Source organism: Collinsella aerofaciens, assembly GCF_901212495.1.
GTDB lineage: Bacteria > Actinomycetota > Coriobacteriia > Coriobacteriales > Coriobacteriaceae > Collinsella > Collinsella aerofaciens_H.
In genome coordinates, this window is sequence record NZ_CAAKNY010000041.1 from 66,977 (window position 1) to 86,263 (window position 19,287).

21 protein-coding genes are annotated in these 19,287 nt (G+C 56.8%); 10 read left to right on the forward strand and 11 right to left on the reverse strand.

What is annotated here, in order from left to right; translation table 11 throughout:
• Positions 1-87 precede the first annotated feature (87 nt).
• The 3 genes from SFLMC1_RS04540 to SFLMC1_RS04550 all read right to left on the reverse strand — a co-directional run bounded on the left by SFLMC1_RS04540 (position 88) and on the right by SFLMC1_RS04550 (position 2,173).
• On the reverse strand, positions 88-972 hold the full coding sequence (locus tag SFLMC1_RS04540) for an SIR2 family NAD-dependent protein deacylase (RefSeq protein ID WP_152074257.1): 885 nt from the start codon (positions 970-972) through the stop codon (positions 88-90).
• The gene (locus SFLMC1_RS04545) at positions 914-1,699 is read right to left on the reverse strand and encodes a protein-ADP-ribose hydrolase (RefSeq protein WP_152074258.1); all 786 of its coding nucleotides are present in this window, start codon (positions 1,697-1,699) and stop codon (positions 914-916) included. The genes SFLMC1_RS04540 and SFLMC1_RS04545 overlap by 59 nt, the downstream gene beginning before the upstream one ends.
• 141 nt (positions 1,700-1,840) lie before the next feature.
• Positions 1,841-2,173 carry a winged helix-turn-helix transcriptional regulator gene (locus SFLMC1_RS04550; protein WP_152074259.1) on the reverse strand — a complete coding sequence of 111 codons (333 nt, stop codon included), beginning with the start codon at positions 2,171-2,173 and terminating at the stop codon, positions 1,841-1,843.
• 199 nt (positions 2,174-2,372) lie between these two features.
• Here SFLMC1_RS04550 and SFLMC1_RS04555 point away from each other — a divergent pair, with 199 nt between their 5' ends.
• Genes SFLMC1_RS04555 through acgM form a run of 3 tightly spaced genes read left to right on the forward strand, consistent with a single transcriptional unit; the run spans position 2,373 to position 4,311 of the window.
• Positions 2,373-2,573: an ACGX-repeat peptide gene (locus tag SFLMC1_RS04555; RefSeq protein ID WP_152074260.1), complete on the forward strand. Its 201-nt coding sequence runs from the start codon at positions 2,373-2,375 to the stop codon at positions 2,571-2,573.
• A gap of 24 nt (positions 2,574-2,597) precedes the next feature.
• Positions 2,598-3,218 (forward strand): 4Fe-4S binding protein, encoded by a 621-nt coding sequence (locus SFLMC1_RS04560; RefSeq protein ID WP_152074261.1) that lies wholly within the window; start codon positions 2,598-2,600, stop codon positions 3,216-3,218.
• Between the two features lie 46 nt (positions 3,219-3,264).
• A complete protein-coding gene (gene acgM, locus SFLMC1_RS04565) occupies positions 3,265-4,311 on the forward strand; it encodes a radical SAM/SPASM domain protein, ACGX system (protein WP_152074262.1) in 1,047 nt (348 codons plus the stop codon).
• 175 nt (positions 4,312-4,486) lie between these two features.
• Here acgM and SFLMC1_RS04570 read toward each other — a convergent pair whose 3' ends face one another.
• From SFLMC1_RS04570 to SFLMC1_RS04585, 4 genes are all read right to left on the reverse strand, one after another.
• Positions 4,487-4,753: a ribbon-helix-helix protein, CopG family gene (locus SFLMC1_RS04570; protein WP_152074263.1), complete on the reverse strand. Its 267-nt coding sequence runs from the start codon at positions 4,751-4,753 to the stop codon at positions 4,487-4,489.
• A gap of 440 nt (positions 4,754-5,193) precedes the next feature.
• Positions 5,194-5,367 carry a hypothetical protein gene (locus SFLMC1_RS04575; protein WP_187323858.1) on the reverse strand — a complete coding sequence of 58 codons (174 nt, stop codon included), beginning with the start codon at positions 5,365-5,367 and terminating at the stop codon, positions 5,194-5,196.
• A 294-nt stretch (positions 5,368-5,661) separates the two neighbouring features.
• Positions 5,662-5,907 (reverse strand): glutaredoxin family protein, encoded by a 246-nt coding sequence (locus SFLMC1_RS04580; RefSeq protein ID WP_152074264.1) that lies wholly within the window; start codon positions 5,905-5,907, stop codon positions 5,662-5,664.
• A 51-nt stretch (positions 5,908-5,958) separates the two neighbouring features.
• Positions 5,959-6,786: a TipAS antibiotic-recognition domain-containing protein gene (locus tag SFLMC1_RS04585; protein ID WP_152074265.1), complete on the reverse strand. Its 828-nt coding sequence runs from the start codon at positions 6,784-6,786 to the stop codon at positions 5,959-5,961.
• A 141-nt stretch (positions 6,787-6,927) separates the two neighbouring features.
• On the opposite strand from SFLMC1_RS04585, the gene tsaA reads away from it, so the two are divergent.
• The 4 genes from tsaA to SFLMC1_RS04605 all read left to right on the forward strand — a co-directional run bounded on the left by tsaA (position 6,928) and on the right by SFLMC1_RS04605 (position 12,194).
• Positions 6,928-7,665 (forward strand): tRNA (N6-threonylcarbamoyladenosine(37)-N6)-methyltransferase TrmO, encoded by a 738-nt coding sequence (gene tsaA, locus SFLMC1_RS04590; RefSeq protein ID WP_187323859.1) that lies wholly within the window; start codon positions 6,928-6,930, stop codon positions 7,663-7,665.
• A gap of 114 nt (positions 7,666-7,779) precedes the next feature.
• On the forward strand, positions 7,780-8,991 hold the full coding sequence (locus SFLMC1_RS04595; protein WP_152074267.1) for a MalY/PatB family protein: 1,212 nt from the start codon (positions 7,780-7,782) through the stop codon (positions 8,989-8,991).
• Between the two features lie 147 nt (positions 8,992-9,138).
• Entirely contained in the window at positions 9,139-10,005 is an 867-nt protein-coding gene (locus SFLMC1_RS04600) for a substrate-binding periplasmic protein (protein WP_152074268.1), read from the forward strand.
• Complete coding sequence (locus tag SFLMC1_RS04605) at positions 10,002-12,194, forward strand: response regulator (RefSeq protein ID WP_152074269.1); 2,193 nt, start codon at positions 10,002-10,004, stop codon at positions 12,192-12,194. The genes SFLMC1_RS04600 and SFLMC1_RS04605 overlap by 4 nt, the downstream gene beginning before the upstream one ends.
• Positions 12,195-12,263: 69 nt before the next feature.
• Here the strand turns inward: SFLMC1_RS04605 and SFLMC1_RS04610 are convergent, their stop codons facing one another.
• From SFLMC1_RS04610 to SFLMC1_RS11280, 3 genes are read right to left on the reverse strand one after another with little or no spacing between them, the layout of a single operon-like run.
• Positions 12,264-12,743 carry a pyridoxamine 5'-phosphate oxidase family protein gene (locus SFLMC1_RS04610; protein ID WP_152074270.1) on the reverse strand — a complete coding sequence of 160 codons (480 nt, stop codon included), beginning with the start codon at positions 12,741-12,743 and terminating at the stop codon, positions 12,264-12,266.
• Positions 12,744-12,785: 42 nt separating this feature from the next.
• Positions 12,786-14,510: an ATP-binding protein gene (locus SFLMC1_RS04615; RefSeq protein WP_306437772.1), complete on the reverse strand. Its 1,725-nt coding sequence runs from the start codon at positions 14,508-14,510 to the stop codon at positions 12,786-12,788.
• A 19-nt stretch (positions 14,511-14,529) separates the two neighbouring features.
• Positions 14,530-15,591 carry a substrate-binding periplasmic protein gene (locus SFLMC1_RS11280; protein ID WP_152074272.1) on the reverse strand — a complete coding sequence of 354 codons (1,062 nt, stop codon included), beginning with the start codon at positions 15,589-15,591 and terminating at the stop codon, positions 14,530-14,532.
• A gap of 248 nt (positions 15,592-15,839) precedes the next feature.
• Between SFLMC1_RS11280 and SFLMC1_RS04620 the strand changes: the two genes are divergently transcribed.
• From SFLMC1_RS04620 to SFLMC1_RS04630, 3 genes are all read left to right on the forward strand, one after another.
• Complete coding sequence (locus tag SFLMC1_RS04620; protein ID WP_187323861.1) at positions 15,840-16,265, forward strand: potassium channel family protein; 426 nt, start codon at positions 15,840-15,842, stop codon at positions 16,263-16,265.
• A 10-nt stretch (positions 16,266-16,275) separates the two neighbouring features.
• Positions 16,276-16,809 (forward strand): TIGR00730 family Rossman fold protein, encoded by a 534-nt coding sequence (locus SFLMC1_RS04625; protein WP_152074274.1) that lies wholly within the window; start codon positions 16,276-16,278, stop codon positions 16,807-16,809.
• Between the two features lie 125 nt (positions 16,810-16,934).
• Positions 16,935-18,239, forward strand: a complete 1,305-nt coding sequence (locus tag SFLMC1_RS04630) for a chloride channel protein (RefSeq protein WP_152074275.1) — start codon at positions 16,935-16,937, stop codon at positions 18,237-18,239.
• A 161-nt stretch (positions 18,240-18,400) separates the two neighbouring features.
• On the opposite strand, the gene SFLMC1_RS04635 is transcribed toward SFLMC1_RS04630, so the two are convergent.
• Positions 18,401-19,276 (reverse strand): EamA family transporter, encoded by an 876-nt coding sequence (locus SFLMC1_RS04635; protein ID WP_152074276.1) that lies wholly within the window; start codon positions 19,274-19,276, stop codon positions 18,401-18,403.
• Between the last annotated feature and the right edge of the window lie 11 nt (positions 19,277-19,287).

Genomic DNA, 19,287 nt, shown 5'->3' on the forward strand with positions numbered 1-19,287 from the left:
TCAAAAGCTGTACACCAGCATCCAAAGATGTCGAAAATTGTCGACTTTGGATGCTGGTGTACATGTTTGAAGACAGTACTGTCTCCGCTATCTGACCGCTTGGACGGCAAGTGCCTCTATTACGCGCTCGGCGCCGGCGTCGATCAGAATGCTGCGATTAGCGATTTCTGTCGGGGCGACTGCCTCGCCAAGGTTAACGCACGCGTACGTGGCGCGCTCGTTTTTGGCCGTCATCTGCCAAAACGGATACTTGATGATGACGGGCGTGTTGCCGCCTACGCCAAGCTCCAAGAACAGAACGCGCATGTTGTTGTGGCGGCGCAGGAAATCCTGGTAGCGATCGGCGGCAGCGTACCAGCCCTTGTCCTGGACAAACGTATCGTCGGAGCGCAAGTTCATCGTAAGCGGGGCGCCACAGTGGGGGCAGTGGGGCACGAATGCAGATGGAATTCGCAGATTCCGCTGGTTGGCGACCATATGGCGTACGAGCTCTTCGTTATCCCATGTTTCCTGACAGCAAGGCTTGCTGCACTGGAACAGGCCGTAGTCTCCCTGCGTATAAAAGAGCCGCTGTTTGTCAAAGCCGGCGCGTTGGAAGCAATGGTCCACATTCGTGGTCAGCACAAAGTAGTCGCGCCCGCGCACGATGTTCAAGAGCTGTTCGTAGAGCGGCGTCGGTATGGGGTCGTATCGGTTGCACATAATGTAGCGGCTCCAAAATGCCCAGTATTCCTCGAGGGAGTCATAGGGGTAGAAACCGCCGGAATACATATCGGCAAAGCCGTAGCGTGCGGCAAAGTCGCCAAAGAGCTCGTCGAATCGCTCGCCCGAATAGGTGTAGCCGGCGGCGGTCGAGAGTCCTGCTCCCGCACCGATTACCACGGCATCAGATGCATCGAGTGCAGCTTGGAGCTTATTGATTTGTTTGGAGAAGGCTGCGGTAGATTGCCTCGTCAGACGCGAGAAATACATTGAAGATCACCTTAAGGTTGGGGTCGGTATGGTCTAGATGATGGCGAACGGCATCGATGGCGACGTGCGCGGCGGCCTTTTGCGGATAGCCAAAGACGCCGGTAGAGATACAGCAGAATGCAAGTGTGCCGAGTCCTCGGCGCGTCGCTTCTTCCAAGCAGCTGGCGTAGCAGCGCCGTAGCAGCAATTCCTCGCGCGGGCCAGGCTTGTGGCTGGGCACGATAGGGCCGACGGTGTGGAAAACGTAGCTGCTGGGCAGGTTGAACGCCGGCGTGACCTTGACACGCGCCGTTGGTTCCTCGTGCCCTTGCTCGTTCATGAGATTGGCGCACGCCAGACGTAGCTGCATGCCGGCGTAGGTGTGGATGGCGTTGTCGATGCAGCGATGCCCCGGTACAAAGCAGCCGAGCATTTGGCTGTTGGCGGCATTGACGATGGCGTCGGCCTTAAGCAGCGTAATGTCGCCGCGCCAGATGGCAACGCGATCGCGGTAGGGGAGCGTGCCGGCGTCGGTTGCCCCGCCGCGCTCAAGAAGGCGTTGCTGCAAGTAGGCGTCTTGTATGTCGAGTGTCTCGGTCGCAAGCGCCTCGGGCAGGCGCACGTTCATAAGGGCTCTGAGCAAATTGCGTTGTTCGCTGGCTCCGGCAGGTACAGCAATACTGCACCCGTCTGGCCGCTCATCGAGCAATGCTTTGATAAGCCAAATGCGGCGCTCGGCCTGATTCATAGCCGACCTCCTGTTCGATTGAGATGGTTTCGCTCGACAGTAGTGTGCGGCCCAACGCGCCTCTGTAAAAGAAGGCACAAAAAGGTAAGCGCCGTGGAACGGTATGCCCCACGGCACTCAATGTGCGGAAGTTTGTTGCTGTTAGGAGTTTCGCACGAGCTGCTGATAGTCGGTGCCCCATTCCACTAGGGAATCGATGATGGGCATAAGGCTGTGGCCCAGCTCACTGAGTGCGTATTCGGTGCGGATGGGTGTCTCGGGGATGACGGTACGCGTGATGAGGCCCGCGGCATCCATTTCCTTGAGGTTGGACGAGAGTACCTTTTGGCTAATGCCCGGGATAGCGCGATGCAGCGCGTTAAAGCCCATGGGACGGTTAATGAGCTGCTGGATGATATAGATCTTCCACTTGTTGCCAAAGAGTTGAAAACACGTGGCAACAGGGCAGGGAGGCAGTTCTTCTTTGGTAAGCATGGAGACTCCTCAATCGTGTGGACAGCTTTCATTATCGCAGCCGCTGTCGTTTGCGGCTACTACTTACCTTTTGGTAACTGGCTAATAGATTGGTGCCTTCTTTTGGCCGTTGCGCGCTTTTTGCATGATGCATATAGACGCAAAGAGCGTCAAAAACTGGATGGCTTCGCCCGGCCATCCTCGACCGAAAGGAAATGCCATGTCCGAGAATCTTGAGAACGTTGCCGCTTTCGCCTCCTGCGGTACTGCCGATCCTGCGCCCGCTTGCGGCTCCGCCGACCCCAAGGCCGCTCCCGCTTGCGGTTCTGCCGATCCGGCTGCTGCTCCTGCTTGCGGCTCTGCTGACCCCAAGGCTGCCCCTGCCTGTGGCACTGCCTGCGGCGCTGCGGACGCTCAGTAAGCAATCGCTAGGAAGGGACTCGTAATGGATGCTCAGACTTGCCTCAAAAAGATGCAGCTTGCCGGGACGCTCTCCCTGGCAACCGTGGACGAGAGTGGCGCGCCGCAAATTCGCTGCGTGAGCGCCGTCCATTACGAGCCCCGCGCCATCTACTTCCTCACGGCGCGTGGCAAGGAGATGGCCCGTCAGCTTATGGCAGACGGGCGTGTCCAAACGCTCGTCCACACTCGATTTAACGAGATGATCCGCATGTCCGGCGTTGCCGTTCCCGTCTCGGAGTCCGAGCAAGTTCACTGGCGCGACGTGATTTACGCCGAGCAGCCGTATCTTGCCAACGTGTATCCCGGTGATACGCGCGAGATCAACATCATCTTTAAGGTTGAGAACATCGTGCTCGACTACTTTAACTTGGGAGTTCATCCTATCGAGCGCGCGGTCTTCACCTTTGACGAGGGCACGGCGCCAGCGCCTATTAGGGGTTTCCGCATCGATGCCGATGCGTGTATCGGTTGCGGTACCTGTCTTGAGCACTGTCCGCAGAAGTGCATCGAGCCGGGTGACTCGTATCGCATAGAGCCTGAGCACTGCCTGCATTGCGGTGCCTGTGTCGAGAATTGCCCCGTCGGCGCCGTTGCGCGGCTGTAGCCCAAATACCGTCATCAGTTTCAACATCGACCAAGGGAGTCCCACGATGCAAAAGCCTGCGTTTGCCTTCCAATGGCATATTACGGATGAATGCGATCAGCGTTGCAAGCATTGCTATATTTTTGCCAACGGTGCCTGCGCCGGTTTTAAGCGCATGCCGTGGGAACAAATGGTCCAGGTCGTCGACCAGGCCCAGGCGCTCTGCGAGCGCATCGGTCGCCAGCCGTACTTTTACGTTACGGGCGGCGACCCCATTCTTCATCCCGATTTTTGGCGCCTTGCCGAGCTCCTGCACGAGCGCGGTTTTATGTGGTGCGTGATGGGCAATCCGTTCCATCTGACCGACGAGGTCTGTGCTCGCATGAAAGAGCTGGGTTGTCGCAAATACCAGCTCTCACTTGATGGACTCGAGGCAACGCACGATTACTTCCGTAAACCCGGCTCGTTTGCCGAGACCATGCGTGCTATCGGTTGTCTTAAGCGCGCGGGTATCTGGGTTGCCGTCATGAACACGGTATCGAGCATGAATGCTGCCGAGTTGCCGCAGCTCATCGATCTTGTGGCAAGCCTCGAGGTCGACGTGTTCGCCTTTGGTCGGTACTGCCCCACGTCGGGCCAAAAGCGCGACGAGTTCCATTTGGAACCGCTGGAGTATCGCGATGTGCTGCTGGCCGCGCAGGAGCGCATGGAGTTCCATCAGGCGGCGGGCTGCAAGACGTTCTTCCAGCTCAAGGATCACCTGTGGACGCTGCTTTTGTGGGAGCAGGGTAAGTTCACTATTCCTGAGGATGCCAAGCCCGGCATGATCTATGACGGCTGCCACTGCGGTACGGGTCATATGACGGTGCTGCCTACGGGTGATGTCTATGCGTGTCGCCGCATGGAGAGCAAGGTGGGCAACGTTGCCGAGAACTCGCTTGAGGAGCTCTTCTTCTCTCCGCAAATGGAAGCCAAGCGCGATTTTAAAAAGTTCAAGAAGTGCTCCAAATGCGAACTTTTTGGCTGGTGCCGCGGCTGCCCCGCTGTGACGTATGGCTACACGGGTGATATGTACGACGCCGATCCTCAGTGCTGGAAAGAGATCAAGGAATAGGATCGCCGTGTCATCGGGTAGTCGTTGGGGACGTTCTTAAACGACTAATCATTTAAGTGCGTCCCCAATGAGCGGTTGTGAGGGACCCACGCAAAAAAGCCGTACGTCAGCATCCAAAGATGGCGAAAAATGGTCGACTTTGGATGCTGGCGTACATGTTTGGGTTCGGCGGGGGCTAGGCGATCATTGCATCGAGCGTAATGAGCTCCCTGAGCCGTTCCGTGCGCGTTTGCCCATGGCGTTTGGCTTTTTCGTCAAACGCCTCAAGAACCGATTCGCCCACACGTGCCGACAAGACAGCGCTCGGCTCATCAGAGATCGGCGGCCTTCCCAGCTTAACGGTGCGGCCTTTCGGCCATTCCTCTTTTTCGTAAGCTTCCGCGGCTTTCTCTAACTTTCTAGGGGCAAATCCCATCATTTTTTCAAGCTGCTCAGCATTCATAGCGCCTCCTATCGATCGACATAATGTCGAGCGCTGGTTCTCGGATTCCCTTTTTTGTATACAGTTTTGTAGACAAAAATACAAGCAGTTTATCAGGCTAATTAGCTTGTTTTGATCCGCCTGCTCGATAGGAAATGAGCATTGGCGGCTTCGATACTCCTTTGCTTTTCAGCTTGGAATTTGGATGCTCGTTGAACTTCCGGAGGGGAGCGTTTTATTAAGCTATCGAGATTCTGGGCAGGAGCTCTCACCGGTCTTCGATAGTGGGACCAGCTTAATTCGCGACACAGTATGTCACGAATTGGAGTAGTCGTTGGGTGTCCTTCAATGGCTAGTCATACAAGAACGTCCAAGTGCCGGATTTTGTCATTAAGAGTCGTCCCTAACGACTATTCTGGAGGGTCGTGGTCAAAAAAGGGCAAATATGAGTACTGTTGCCATTATGGTTGCATTAATTTTGCTGTAAAAAGTTGCTCCTGATGAGATTTGTTCCCATTAGGAGCAACTTTTATTGAACATATGAGGAGAAATAGCATCATCTGCGGGCGCATGGGACGTTGAATAGTTCCTGAAATGATCAAAATTGCTGCTACTAAACAGGTGGCAGTACTCATATTTGCCCTTTTTTGACCATAGCTCCCTCGGAAACTCTTTTCCGAGGCATCAAACAGCCATAATCCAAAGGTCGCCTCAAACAATTAGCCGGTTAAGAGCGTCCATGGCTACCCAAAAGTTGTACGCCAGCATCCAAAGAGGTCGAAAAATGTCGACTTTGGATGCTGACGTACATGTTTGGGTTCGGCGGGGGACCAGTTATTGGGGACGTTCTTTAACGACTAGTCATTTAAGTACGTCCCCAATGAGTAAAACTACTCATTTAAGTGCGTCCCCAATGAGTGCAATAAGTACTAGAGCAGGTTCTTCTGTACCCACGCGATGATGTCGCTCGACTCATAGAGCGGCTTGCCGTCGATGAACAGGCAGGGAACCTGACGCTTGCCGCCGACGGCGATAAGCGTCTGCTCGGCATCGGAATCGGTCAAGATATTGCGCTCGGGGATGGTCACGCCGTTATCGGCCAGGAAGCGCTTGACCTTCATGCAATACGGGCAGCCGGTCATAACGTATAGCTCGAGTTCGTGATTAGTAGCCATGGGTCTCCAATCGGTTGAAGTTTTGATTGGGATACCCAAAGCCGTCGCGGTCTATGCGCGAGTTAGCGATGACTCGATGGCCTGAACCAAAAACGCCGTAGCGCCTGTGCCGCAGGGCTTGTCGTAGTAGTCGATAAAGCGCTGGTCGGCCAGATAGCCGTGAGCGAGGCCCAGGTATGCGTCGTCTTGGGGCTGGTGTCCCCAGTTAAGGCCAATCCATCGACGGTGCATTGCGACAAGCTTGCGGGCTTCGTTGCTCTCTGGGTCGCCGTCGTCCATGGCAATCGAGAGCTGACCTAGAATAGCGCGTTCAAGTTCCTTCATGTCGTTCCATGTCTCGGGGTTCATGTCCAGCAGCGCTTCGTTTGCTGCGTCGATCGCTTCGGAGCCGTAGCGTTTCCGAGCTTCGGCGCCGTAGCGCTCCTCGTTTTCCTGCACGGTGCGCCAGCGTTCCAGTTGCGGCAGGACGGCGCCCATGAGCGAAACGGCTTCGTCGAGCGACATACCGGTGCTTTGCGCCAGACGCGGGGCACAGTCCTCGATCATCGCCTCCATCGTGGTTTCGTAAGTGTACTCGCCGTGGTCGTAGCACCACTTGCAGTAATGGTCGTTCGCGGTGCCCGCGGCATCGGTGCCGCAGTCGTCGGGCGTGAGTAGCATGCCGCAGCTCTGACAATAGTGCTCGGGCATTTCGAGCAGATGAGACAGTGGCTCGCCGGTCACGGCGGCAATGAGCTTCATCATGTCGATGCCCGGTGTGACCTCGCCGCGTTCCCAACGGCTGATGGCCTGGCGTGTGACGAAGAGCTTGGCGGCGAGCTGCTCCTGAGTAAGGTGATGGGCGTGGCGGACAGCGATAAGCTTTTCTGCAAAGGCCATAACGGCTCCTTTCTGCTGGTTGATGGCTTAAGCATACGCGGCAGCAGGCGCCCTTCCAAGCAACCGTTGGTTGCACGACGGGGGGTCGCGGCGAAGAATTGCGTGCCACGCCCCACACCTTCATGCCGTACAATGACCGGCATGGAACCTATCGCACGTATACATACCGACCTGCCGCAGAAGTTCGGCATTCCGCGCAACAGCTTTTTGGCGCCTCATCTTGAGGGGCGCATTATCTTTGAGCCGGAGTTTGCCTCCAACGCCGCGGTTGCAGGGCTCGAATCCTTCTCACACCTATGGCTGCTCTGGCGCTTCGAAAACGGAACGCCCGGCGGCACGGCTAAGGACATAGCCACCGATGCCAAAACACAGGACAAAACCGGTACCACTGCCAAGTGGTCAAAGACCGTGCGTCCGCCGCGCCTGGGTGGCGCCGAGCGCGTGGGCGTGTTTGCCACGCGCAGCCCGTTTCGACCCAACCCCATCGGCCTTACCTGTGTGAGGCTCGATCGCGTTGAGCTCACCGACAACGGCCCCATCATCCACGTGTTGGGAGCTGATCTGCGTGACGGCACACCCATCTACGACATCAAGCCCTACATTCCGTTTGCGGACTGCCACCCGGATGCGACGGGCGGATGGATTGAGGACACTCCGTGGCAAGAGCTCGATGTTGAGTTTCCACAGGCGCTGCAAGACAAGGTCCCGCCCGCAAAGTTGCCCGGCTTAATCGAGGTCCTTCGCCAGGATCCGCGTCGGGCTGGCAGCAAACACGAGCCCGATCGCGTCTACCACTTGGCCTATGCTGGGCTCGATATATCGTTTGCGGTCGACGGGGCGCAGCTTTCCGTGGTAGACGTCAGCAAGGCTCAAAGCTAACCACCACGGCACCCACGCCCCGATCAAATTCAACCCCAAAACCCGTATCAAAGCCGCCCGTTCTGGTGGACAATAACGCCTACCGAACCAATCCGCTTTGCACGGGAGCTCAGCATGAAATACGACTTTACCTCGCTTATCGACCGCCACGGCATGGATGCCATCGCCGTTGACTCCTGGGGCGAGATCCCCGGTATGGCGCCAAACGTGCCCGATGAGGGCTTCGACCGCATCCCGATGTGGGTGGCGGATATGAACTTTGCCACGGTGCCCACGGTCCAGGAGCACATCATTCAACGTGCTCAGCACCCTATGTTTGGCTACTTTAATCCACGCGCCGAGTACTTCGATCACATCATCGAGTGGCAGGGCCGTCGTAACGGCGTTGAGGGCCTGGCGCCTGAGCATATTGGCTATGAAAACGGTGTGCTGGGCGGCGTTGTATCGACGTTGCGTGCCTATGTGCAGCCCGGTGACGCGGTGCTGGTCCATAGTCCCACCTATATCGGCTTTACCAAGTCCATCGAGGCCGCGGGCTATCGCATTGTTCACAGCCCACTTAAGCTCGACGAACAGGGCGTGTGGCGCATGGACTTTGAGGACATGGAGTGCAAGCTCGCGCAAAACCGCATCCATGCTACCGTCTTCTGCTCGCCGCACAATCCCTGCGGCCGCGTGTGGGAGCGCGACGAGATCGAGCGCGCCATGGACATCTATCGCCAGCACGATTGCGTGGTGATCTCGGATGAGATTTGGTCCGACATCATCCACCCCGGGCACAAGCACATTCCGACGCAGTCGGTGAGCGAGGATGCCCGCATGCGCACGGTTGCCCTCTACGCGCCCAGCAAGACCTTTAACCTCGCGGGCCTGGTCGGCAGCTTCCACATCATCTACAACGAGACGCTGCGCGACCGCGTGTGCGCCGTGTCCAACAAGACCCACTACAACGAGATGAACGTCCTCTCGATGCATGCGCTCATTGGCGCCTATCAGCCGCAGGGCTACGAGTGGGTTGATGAGCTCAACCAGGTGCTCGCCGACAATATCGAGTACTTCTGCACGTATGCAGAGACACATTGGAAGGGCGTCGCGTTTTCACGTCCGCAGGGCACGTACATGGTGTTCCTGGACTGTACCGAGTGGTGTCGCGAACATGGCCGCGATATTCAGTGGTTGCTCGACGAGGGGGCGCGCGTGGGCGTGGGGTATCAGGACGGCCGTCCGTTCCACGGGCCCTGCCACGTTCGCGTGAATCTGGCGCTGCCGCTTTCGCGCGTAAAGGAAGCGTGCGATCGCCTGGACCGCTACGTTTTTAATGCATAGTAAATGTTTGCTGCATGCGGGGGTCTTTCGGTCAGATCGGTCAGAAGGACCCATATAGTAAGGCGTCCGTATTCATTGAACGGCTCTCGTATGCCGCCTGCTATCATTAGTCCGTTGCCGCCAACGAACAGGACCGTCAGGAGCTCAATGAAAAAGACCCGCCGCTCGGTTGCCATAACGTTATTACTTGCGCTCGCGATAGTGGGTGTATTTGGCGTGGCGATAGCCGGTTACTCCGGGTCGAGTAACGGCGGCTCGGCATCTTCGGAAAAAAGCGCGGCTTCGCATGCCAAAAACGCCAGCCTCAAAACTCTCAACGTCGGCAGCGACCTCTACCCGCCGTTTGTGTATAGCGACGAGTACGGCAATATTGTCGGCCTGGATGTCGAGATTTTGACCGAGGCTTTGGCCCGCATTGGCTACAAGCCAAAATACCAGCTCATCGACTGGGAAAAGAAAAAAGAGCTGTTGGCGAACGGCGAGCTCGACTGCGTCATGGGCAGCTTTAGTATGACGGGTCGAGAAAACGAGTATCGTTGGGCCGGTCCGTACCTTGCGAGTCGACAGGTGGTCGCGGTCGATCCCGAGAGCGATATCTACACGCTTGCCGATCTTAAGGACAAGGTCGTGGCAGTGCAGTCCACCACCAAGCCCGAGGGCATTTTGCTCAATCGTACCAATGAAAACGTTCCGCAGATCAAAGAGCTCTACAGCTTTTCGGACCGCTCATACCTGAACCCGGCGCTCGTCGAGGGCCTGGTCGATGCCATCGCCGCGCATGAGTCCTCGCTGCTCACCTACGAAAAGGACTACGGTGTGACGTATCGCATTCTGGATGAGCCGCTGCTCGAGGTTGGTTTGGGTACCGCTTTCGATATCAATGATACGCGCGGCATCGACGTTAAGCTCACTCATGCCTACCGGGAAATGCTTGCCGATGGCACCATGGAACGTCTGGTGTCAAAGTATTTTGATGACCCTTCGCCATTCTTGAATGTGGAGGGGCTGTCATGATCGATATGCCTGATCACGTTGCAGGGGAGCGGGGTAATCGCGCGGTATGGAGGTTGCCGCTTATCGTTTTGCTTGGAATAGCGCTCTCGGTTGTTGCTGGCATGATGAGCTACGGTTACACGACGGCCCAGGCCGAGCAGCGCTTTGCCGACGTTGTTGACTACGTGGCGACGCAGAGCCTTTCCTACGAGGCGTTCAACAACGCCTATGTGACCAAAAACCTGATTCGCGTTATGGAGATTGCCGGAGAGGTGGCGCGCACTATAGAGCGCGACGGCTCGGTGGATAACGCCACGCTAAAACAATATGCCGACCAGTTCAACGTGAGCGCGCTGATCGTGACGGACGCATCGGGAAACTTGGTGTCTGAGTCCTCGACGGATGGCGTGGGATACGAGTCACTCGCTACGTATCTCAAAGAAGCACCCGTGCTGGAGGTGGCGTCCCATCCGCTTAAGTCCTATACCGCCCGCATCACGCTTGCGGATGATTCGGTCGCCGACATTGGCTGCGTGACTCGGCGGGGCGGCGAGGGCATCGTTATCGCGGTAAGGCACCAGAGCGCCAAGGCGGTCGCGAGCAATACGCTCAAGTTGCAGAGCTTGCTCGATGGTTATGAAACCATCGATAGCGGCAATATCGTGATCGAAAACGATGCCAAGGTTGTTGCGACCAATGCCGTTGAACCCACCACGTCGGGTGCATTCGTTTTGCCTGCGACGGATGCCACCATAGTCGACAGTATTAAGGAACGCTGCCTGGCCGGTAGGGTTAGTTTGGTCAACGCCAACGGCGAGTGGTATCTGGGCACTTTTGGTAAAGCACGCCAATTCTACGTGTACACCTACACTTCCGCGCGGCGTTACTTTGAAACCGTCGCAGTTGTAGTTGCCAGCGTGTTGGTGCTCTACGGCGGCGCTATAGCCGCAACTGCGTTGGCGCGCCGCCATGCAGAGCGGCAACGCCTGACCGACCTGTTGCTGCAGGAGCGCGACTATGGCGACAAGCTGGCAAAGGCAGCGCACGAGGCCTCGTCCGCTAACTCTGCAAAGACGGAATTTTTGCGCCGCATGAGTCACGATCTGCGCACGCCCATCAACGGCATTCGCGGCATGGTTGAGGTTGGCGATGCAAATGCGGACGATCTGCAAAAGCAGACCGAGTGCCGCTCAAAGATCTGGACGGCATCGGGCTTGCTGCTCGACCTTGCGAACGAGGCGCTCGATATGAGTCGCCTGGAAAGCGGACAGGTCGATCTGGATCTCGTGCCTGCAAATTTGGTGGTCCTCAACCGTGAAGTGTGCGATATTCTGGAGCGCCAGGCAGAGGAGCGTCTGGTGACAATTATCTGCGACCAGCAAACGCTTGATCATCCCTATGCTCGGGTGAGCGTGACGCACCTCAAGCGCTTGTTGGTCAATATTGCCGGTAATGCCGTCAAGTACAGCCGTCGGGGCGGCTATGTGCGCCTGGCGTGTCGTGAGGTAGAGCCGGTAGATGGCGTTCCCATCTATGAATACACGATTGCCGATAACGGTATTGGCATGAGCGAGCAGTTCCAACAGCACCTTTACGAGCCGTTTAGCCGCGAGGAACAACGGGTGGAAGGCGCTTCATCGGGAACTGGCCTGGGTGCGCCTATTGCCAAACAGTTGGTCGAGCTTATGGGTGGAACCATGAGCTTTACGAGCACCTTGGGGCAGGGGACGACGTTTACCATCCGCCTGCCGTTTGAGCAGTGCAAGCGCTCCGAGATTCCTCAGGCAGTTCGTGTGGATGCGGTCGACGTCGATGCAGTTCGGGGCCTGCGCGTTTTGCTCGTAGAGGATAACGAGCTGAATGCCGAGATCGCACAGTTTACGCTCGACCGTGCCGGTGCCATCGTGACGCATGTCAAGGATGGCGAGTCTGCCGTCGAGACGTTTGCCGCGAGCGCACCGCACGAGTACGACGTGGTGTTGATGGACATTATGATGCCTGGCATCGATGGCCTTGAGGCCACGCGCCAGATTCGAGCACTCGAGCGCGAGGATGCCGCGACCACGCCGATTATCGCTGTGAGCGCCAATGCCTTTGCCGAGGACCGTAGGCTTTCGCGTGAGGCGGGCATGGATGCCCACCTGAGCAAACCCGTGAGCTCGCGGGAGCTCGTTGAGGCGCTTGCGCACATAGCCGCCGACGCTTCATAAGCATATGGCCCGGCTCCAATGTTGGTTGGAACCGGGCCATATCGCTATTATCAAGACCTGCTTCGGGGCCTACTTTTCATGAATCTGCTTGCCGCAAAGATGCTCAATCGAGATCTCGTAGAGCTGGACGCCCTTGATGTATTTGGCGATCTCTTCTTCGACTTCTTCGGCAGAAGGGTAGTACTTAAGGGCGAGCTGACGGACTTTGTCCTCGATATACGCGGGAGTGTCATTCACCAGTCGACAACGGCCAAAGACAACGGTGCTCATAACATAGGGAGCCCAGTCATCGTCCTTGTACCACTCGTTTCCGTAAACGGTAAAGCAGACCTTGTCATCGCGCTTGAGTGCGTCGACCTTGTGGCCGGCTTTGGCGCCATGGAAATAAATCTTGTCGTGCTCGGCGTCGAAGAAGTAGTTGACGGGAATGGCGTACGGGTAGCCATCGTCGCCGTTGACGGCAAAGACGCCGCGCTTGCAGGCGGAGAGCAACTCGCGCGCCGCCTCATCGGAAATGGCGCGTTTTTTTCTGCGTAGGGGCCTAAACATCGTGGGCTTCCTTTCTAACTGCGTATGGTAGTTGAGCACAAACTATAGCGAAATAGTTCCGTTTTTCTTGATGCAGGCGAGCATGTCTTTAAGCTTGTTAAAGTCAAGCGGCTTGGGCAGATGGGCGTTCATGCCGGCGTCACGTGCCGCTTGTGCGTCCTCGGCAAAAGCGTTGGCGGTCAGTGCGATGATGGGGATATCGGCAGCGTCGGCCTTGTCGCTTAGGCGGATTGCTCGGGTCGCTTCGTAGCCATCCATGCCCGGCATCATGACGTCCATCAGGATTGCATCGAAGCTGCCGGCGGGGCGTGAAAGGTAAAGATCGACCGCATTGTTGCCGTTCTCCGCATGGGTGACTATGATTCCTTCGGTTTCCAATAACGTCTGGGCGATTTCGGCGCTAAGCTGGTTGTCTTCGGCAAGTAACACGTTCATTCCGGTAAGTGAGACCGTGAGTGCCTTCGCGCTCGTCTGTGTTTGGATCTTAGGACACGTATCGATGGCGAGTGGGATCTGAACGTAAAATGTCGATCCAGTTCCAAGCTCACTCGTTACCTCGATTGTTCCCCCCATGAGGTCGACAAGTGATTTGACGATTGGCATGCCCATGCCAGTCCCCTGAAATTTGCTGCGGGCATCGTTGCCTTCTTGAGCAAACGGTTCGTAGATGTGCTTAAGAAACTCGGGCGACATGCCGATGCCAGTGTCCGAGACGTTAAAGCAAAAGAGCACTCGGTTGTCGTCAAGTGGTTTAATCTGAGAGGTAAAAGTGACAGTGCCGCCATCTTTGTTGTACTTGATGCTGTTGTCCAGCAGGTTAATGATAATCTGACGTACATGAGTGGGGCTTCCAATTACCTGAGGATTGCAGACGAGATGTGCGCTTTGATCCCGCATCGTTATATTGTGTTCGGACGCGCGGAGTTTGCACAGCACAATTGCATCGTCGCAGAGCTTTTCAAGGTTAAATGAGACGTGCTCAAGCGTTAACTTACCATTTTCAATCCTGCCCATTTCTAGAATGTCGTTGATGATCGAGAGCAGATGATTGGCGGCGATTCGCGCCTTGGCTCGGTTTTCACGGGCGGCATGGATATCGCCTTCGTGCAATTCCTCAATTTCGATGAGTCCCAGAATACCGTTGAGCGGCGTGCGGATGTCATGACTCATGCGTGTAAGAAAGGCCGTTTTGGCGGCATTTGCGGCGAGTGCCTTGTTTTGTTCTGCTCGCGCTCGCTGCAGGGCCCAGGTTAGAATCGCTACTCCAGTCAGCAGTACACCGACGATGATGACGACAATCGCACTACGATGTCGATACATAAACCTGAGCGTGTCCGACTCCTGCGCGCTATACGACGTAGAGGAATAATTGCTCGCAGAAAGCGATTCTCCGGCGTTGATGATGCCCTTGTTGACAATACTTAATAATTCGGGATTTCCGCGTAACATGAGGCAAGAGAGCTCGGCCGTGCGTGAGAGTTCCTGTATCTCGTAGTCTTTGATATCGTAGCTTTCTCGGATGGTTTCCAGCCGTGCACTGGGAACAATGACGCAGCTTGACCTCCCATCCTTAAGGGCAGTAAGTATTTCGTCTGCAGACTGATATTCGGTTATATTTGCATTTGGAAATAAGTATTTTAATTCGTTGCGGTTTACGATTGAAAAATCGGCGCAGCAGATATTGCGCAGATCCCTGTTAAGATCGTTGGTGGCGTGGATGGCGGTAAGAGAGATCGTTCCCATCGAAATCGATTGGACCGTCCCCATTTGCTCGGCAAGCCAGTAGTCACGATATGCCGGTAGGGCGATGTCGATATCCCCCCCTTGAGAGCGCTTCTGCCATTTGCTGGTTGCCTGGATAAGCGATCGTGCGTACGGTAATGCCAAATTTGTCGTGTAGCGTTGTAGCGAACGAGACGAGCGATCCTTCCATTTCTCCATTTGCATCTTGGTTGCAGTAGGGGAGATTGTTACTGAGGTAACCTAGCGTAAGCGTGCTTTTCTTGGCCTTGAGCCACGACCGTTCGGAGCTGGTAAGTGATGCGGATCCACTGTTTTGTGCCGAGTAGTTTGATTTGACTTCGTCGTTGTAACGCGGGTTGATGCGATTGATTGCCGCCATGGCCGAGTTGATGTCGTCCATCAGGTCGGGACGGCTTTTGGGCACTGCAAAATAGTAGTCGCTCGAACCTACGTAGAACATAGGGGAAGCGTTGGGTGAGGAGATGGTGTCATTCATGATGATGGCGTCGACCTCATCGTTTGCGAGTGCGTCAAAGAGGTCACCGCCACCGGCGAATTCTTTATAGGTGCAGGTAATGCCTTCGTTGGAAAGCCACTGCCGACCGACGGCGGTTTGCATAACGCCGGGGTTATAACCGATGGTTAGCCCTTGGAGCGCTTGAGGATCACCTTTAGAGAGATCGTCGCGGTCGGGCTTGGCATAGATGTAGTAGCGCTCGGTTCCTTCGGGGTTCGAGGAGTAGAGCAACTTTTGCGCTCGCTCTGCCGAATACGAAATATTCGGCATCAGATCGATTTCGCCCTTCTCGAGCATATCCATGAGCTCGGTGAAGGTGCCGGAGACGTATTCGTACCGCCAGCCGGGCGTGTAGTACGATAGGGTCTGGAGATAGTCGTAGCCCCATCCCGAGAGACGCTCGCCTGGCGTACCGTCCTGGAATCCCTCGTTGTTGATAAGCCAGCCGACGCGCACCGTTTTGATCTGTTGATCAGAGTCATCGGCATGGGCGGGGGCGGGCATGACGGCGTTCAGTAGGGTAAGTGCGGCAAGCACGATAATCAGGGCGCGAAGTACAGTTGAACGAAGGATAGCGGTAGCTCTCACGGGCAATCCTAACGAATCGAGACATTACCTCATAATCATACCAGCTGGTCTGCTTGGTCGGCAGGCATACCGCTAAACAGCCCGCCCGGCAATTGGGGGCGTTCTTAAACGACTGGTCATCGGGGACGTTCTTGTTTGACTCGTCATTTAAGAACGTCCCCGATGACTCGTTAAAGGAACGTCCCCAACTGCCGGTTGTGGGACAATACCGAGCGAACGTGATGGGTTGTCTGGGAAAAGGGGTCGCGATGAACAAGTTGAGGACGCTTACGGACGTATTGCGCCAGGCTGGCTTTGCGCGCATCACGAGTCTGTTTCTTATCTTCTACCTGCTGTGTTCGACGGCTGTCTGGCTGTCCGAACCTACGACCCTCACGTTTGGTGATGGCCTCTGGTTTAGCTTCGAGACGGTCTCGACGATCGGCTTTGGCGACATCCCAGCCGCAACGCCGGTTGCCCGCGCTATTACCGTCGTCTTGAGCGTTATCAGCATTTTCTATATCGCTATGCTCACGGGCGTGGCGGTGAACTACTGCAATATGCTTATTAAGATGCGCCAAAAGGACACCATGGCACGCTTTATGGACGATCTTGAACATTTGGAAGATCTCGATCGCGATGAACTCGCCGATCTGTCACGCCGCGTGCGCGAATATCGCCGACGCCAGCGCTAGAGGGGGCTAAATGAATATCACGGTATACCTGGGCGCGAACGTCGGCAACGACCCGGCGTTTCTGCCCGCGGTGCAGGAGCTGGGAGACTGGATTGGCGCCAACGGCCACGCGCTGGTATACGGCGGGTCCAAGTCGGGGCTGATGGGCGCGCTCGCCGATAGCGTGCTCGAGGCAGGTGGACACGTGACGGGTGTTGAGCCGAGCTTTTTTATCGAGGCCGAGTTTCAACATGACGGTATCGACGATCTCATCGTGACGAGCGATATGGCCGAGCGCAAGGCCAAGATGATCGAGCTCGGCGATGCGTTCATCGCCTTTCCGGGCGGTACGGGCACGCTCGAGGAGATTGCCGAAGTCATGTCCGCGGTGTCGTTGGGGCACCTGAGTGCTCCGTGCATCCTGTATAACCTGGATGGGTACTACAACGACCTCAAGGCGCTACTCGGGCACATGATCGATAAGGGCTTATCGAGCCCGCAGCGCCAGCACGGCATCTACTTTGCCGACGATTTGCGCGAGATCGCCTCGATTATCAACGGATGAGTCTTGAGCCTGCCCCACTATGACTCCCAATGGTGCCGTTTGCGGCGCAGATGGTTGGCTTGTTCGGGCAACGCTCGCTCTACAATAAAACGTATCTATGTCGACTTTGACCGCGGGAGGACCCGATGGATAGCCTTGCCAAGCCCACAAACCGCGCGCTGTTTTTGGCCAGCGTTGCCGTGACCGGTGCGTTCGCAGGTGCCGCAGTCTGGCTGTTCTTCTTTGCGATGGAGCGCGGTATCGACTATCTATGGACCGAGATTCCGCACGCGCTGGGCGTCGCTTCGCCCGAGCTCGCGAGCGGCCCGTTCGGTTTTTTGCCGTACCCGTTTTTTGTCTGCCTGCTGGGCGGCCTGCTGATTGGCCTGTACGAAAAGATGACGGGCACCAAGACCGATGACCTTAACCAAGTGATGGCCAAGGTAAAGCGCGATGGACGCTACCCGTACGACAACCTGGGCAAGCTGTCGTTTGCCGCGCTGCTGCCGCTGCTGTTTGGCGGCAGCATTGGACCGGAAGCCGGACTGACCGGCGTCATTGCGGGGCTGTGCAGCTGGGTCGGCGACCGCATGTGCCGTTTTGGAGCCGAGTTTAGGGAGCTCACGCTGCTGGGTACCCAGGCCGCCCTGACGGCGCTCTTCACCGCGCCCGTGTTTGGCTTTGTGGCGCCGCTTGCCGGAAGCGCCGACGGCCAGGGTGCCGGCGATGGCGATGATTCCGAATCCGCTGAGATAACCATCAGGCTGCCCAAGGCGCAAAAGACCGTGGTTTACGGCATCGCGATTGCCGGCGGCCTGGGCACCTACCTGCTGCTCGGACAGCTCATGGGCGGCGGCATGGGCATGCCGAGGTTCGAGGCTGCCGTGGTGGGCAACCTGGAGCTTACCTGGCTCATTCCCCTGTCGTTGATCGGAACAGTCTGCGGCTGGCTGTACTTTGTCTCTGAGCACGCGAGCGAAGCGCTTGCCCATGCAATAGGGGAGCGTCCTGTCGTCAAGGCGATGCTGGCTGGTTTGGCGCTCGCGATCTGCGGCACGGTCCTGCCCTACACCATGTTTGCCGGCGAGACACAAGCCGATGTGCTCATGGAAACCTACCTGACCATTCCCGCTGGCGTGCTTATCGCGACCGGTCTTGTCAAGGCCATGTTGACGCCCGCCCTCATCAACCTTGGCTGGCGTGGCGGCCACTTCTTCCCGGTTATCTTCTCGGGCGTGAGCCTGGGCTACGGTCTTGCCATCCTCACGGGTGCCGATCCGGTCTTTTGCGTCGCCGTCTGCACCGCTTCGACGATGGGCGCCGTCATGCGTCAACCCGTCATGGTCGTGGGCCTGCTGCTCATGTGCTTCCCACTCAAGGGTATCGTCTGCATGATCATCGCGGCCGTCATCGCCGCCGGCATTCCGCTGCCCAAGCCGCTGCGCAAGTAACGTGGTGGTGCGCGGCCAATACAGGCATCCCAGGCCCGGCGTGAGAATGTAGCGTCTGCTGGGCTGCTGTTCCAACAGTCATGAATAAAATATGCCAGATGACGGAGGTGAAACGGCGCAACAAATCACGGCCAGCGCCTAGATCTCGCTCGGCATCGGCGCTATTTCCAAATCGCGAGCGCGGCGGTGCCCAGTACGATGAGGGCGAGACCGATGGCGCTGCGTCGCGAGACTTTTTCGTTGAATGCCAGGCGCGCAAATAGTACCGATACGACAATCGATAGTTTGTCGATCTGCACCACGATGCTCACCTGGCCTGCGGCGATGGCATAGTAATAGAGCAGCCACGATGCTCCGGTCGCGATGCCCGATGTTGCGAGAAATGTGAGTTCGCGTCGGTCAACGTGCGCGACCTGCTCCAGTTTTCCCTTGGCTGCCACGATTGCCCATGCCATAACCAGTACCACGCAGGTACGGATTGCCGTGGCCAGGCTGGACTCGACGCCTTCGATGCCAGCCTTGGCGAGGATGGACGTGAGCGCCGCGAACACGGCGGCGCCGAGGGCGTAAGCGAGCCAGGTCCGGTCTTGCTGCTGCTCGGGTCCGGCAGACTGCTTCTTCTCGATCATTAAAAACGTGCCGAGGGTGATGACGGCGGTTCCCACGAGCTTAACCGCAAGGTTGCTCGTCTCGCCAAAAAGCGCGATGGCGATCAGCGCGGCGAGCACGGTGCTCATCTTGTCAACCGGTACGACCTTATTTACGTCTCCGATGCTCAGCGCCTTAAAGCAACAGATCCACGAAGCTCCGGTAGCGAGTCCCGAGAGGATGAGAAAGAGCCAGGATCTGGGTTCGATGCTGCCAATGGTTCCAATGGATCCAGAAATACCCGCCATTGCCCAGGCGAAAACGAGCACCACGCAGGTGCGAATGGCCGTCGCGACATCGGAGTCGGCCTGCTTGATACCGCATTTGGCCAAGATGGATGTGATGCCGGCGAAGAATGCTGACGCAAATGCTGCGACGACCCACGACACGGGTTGAGCGC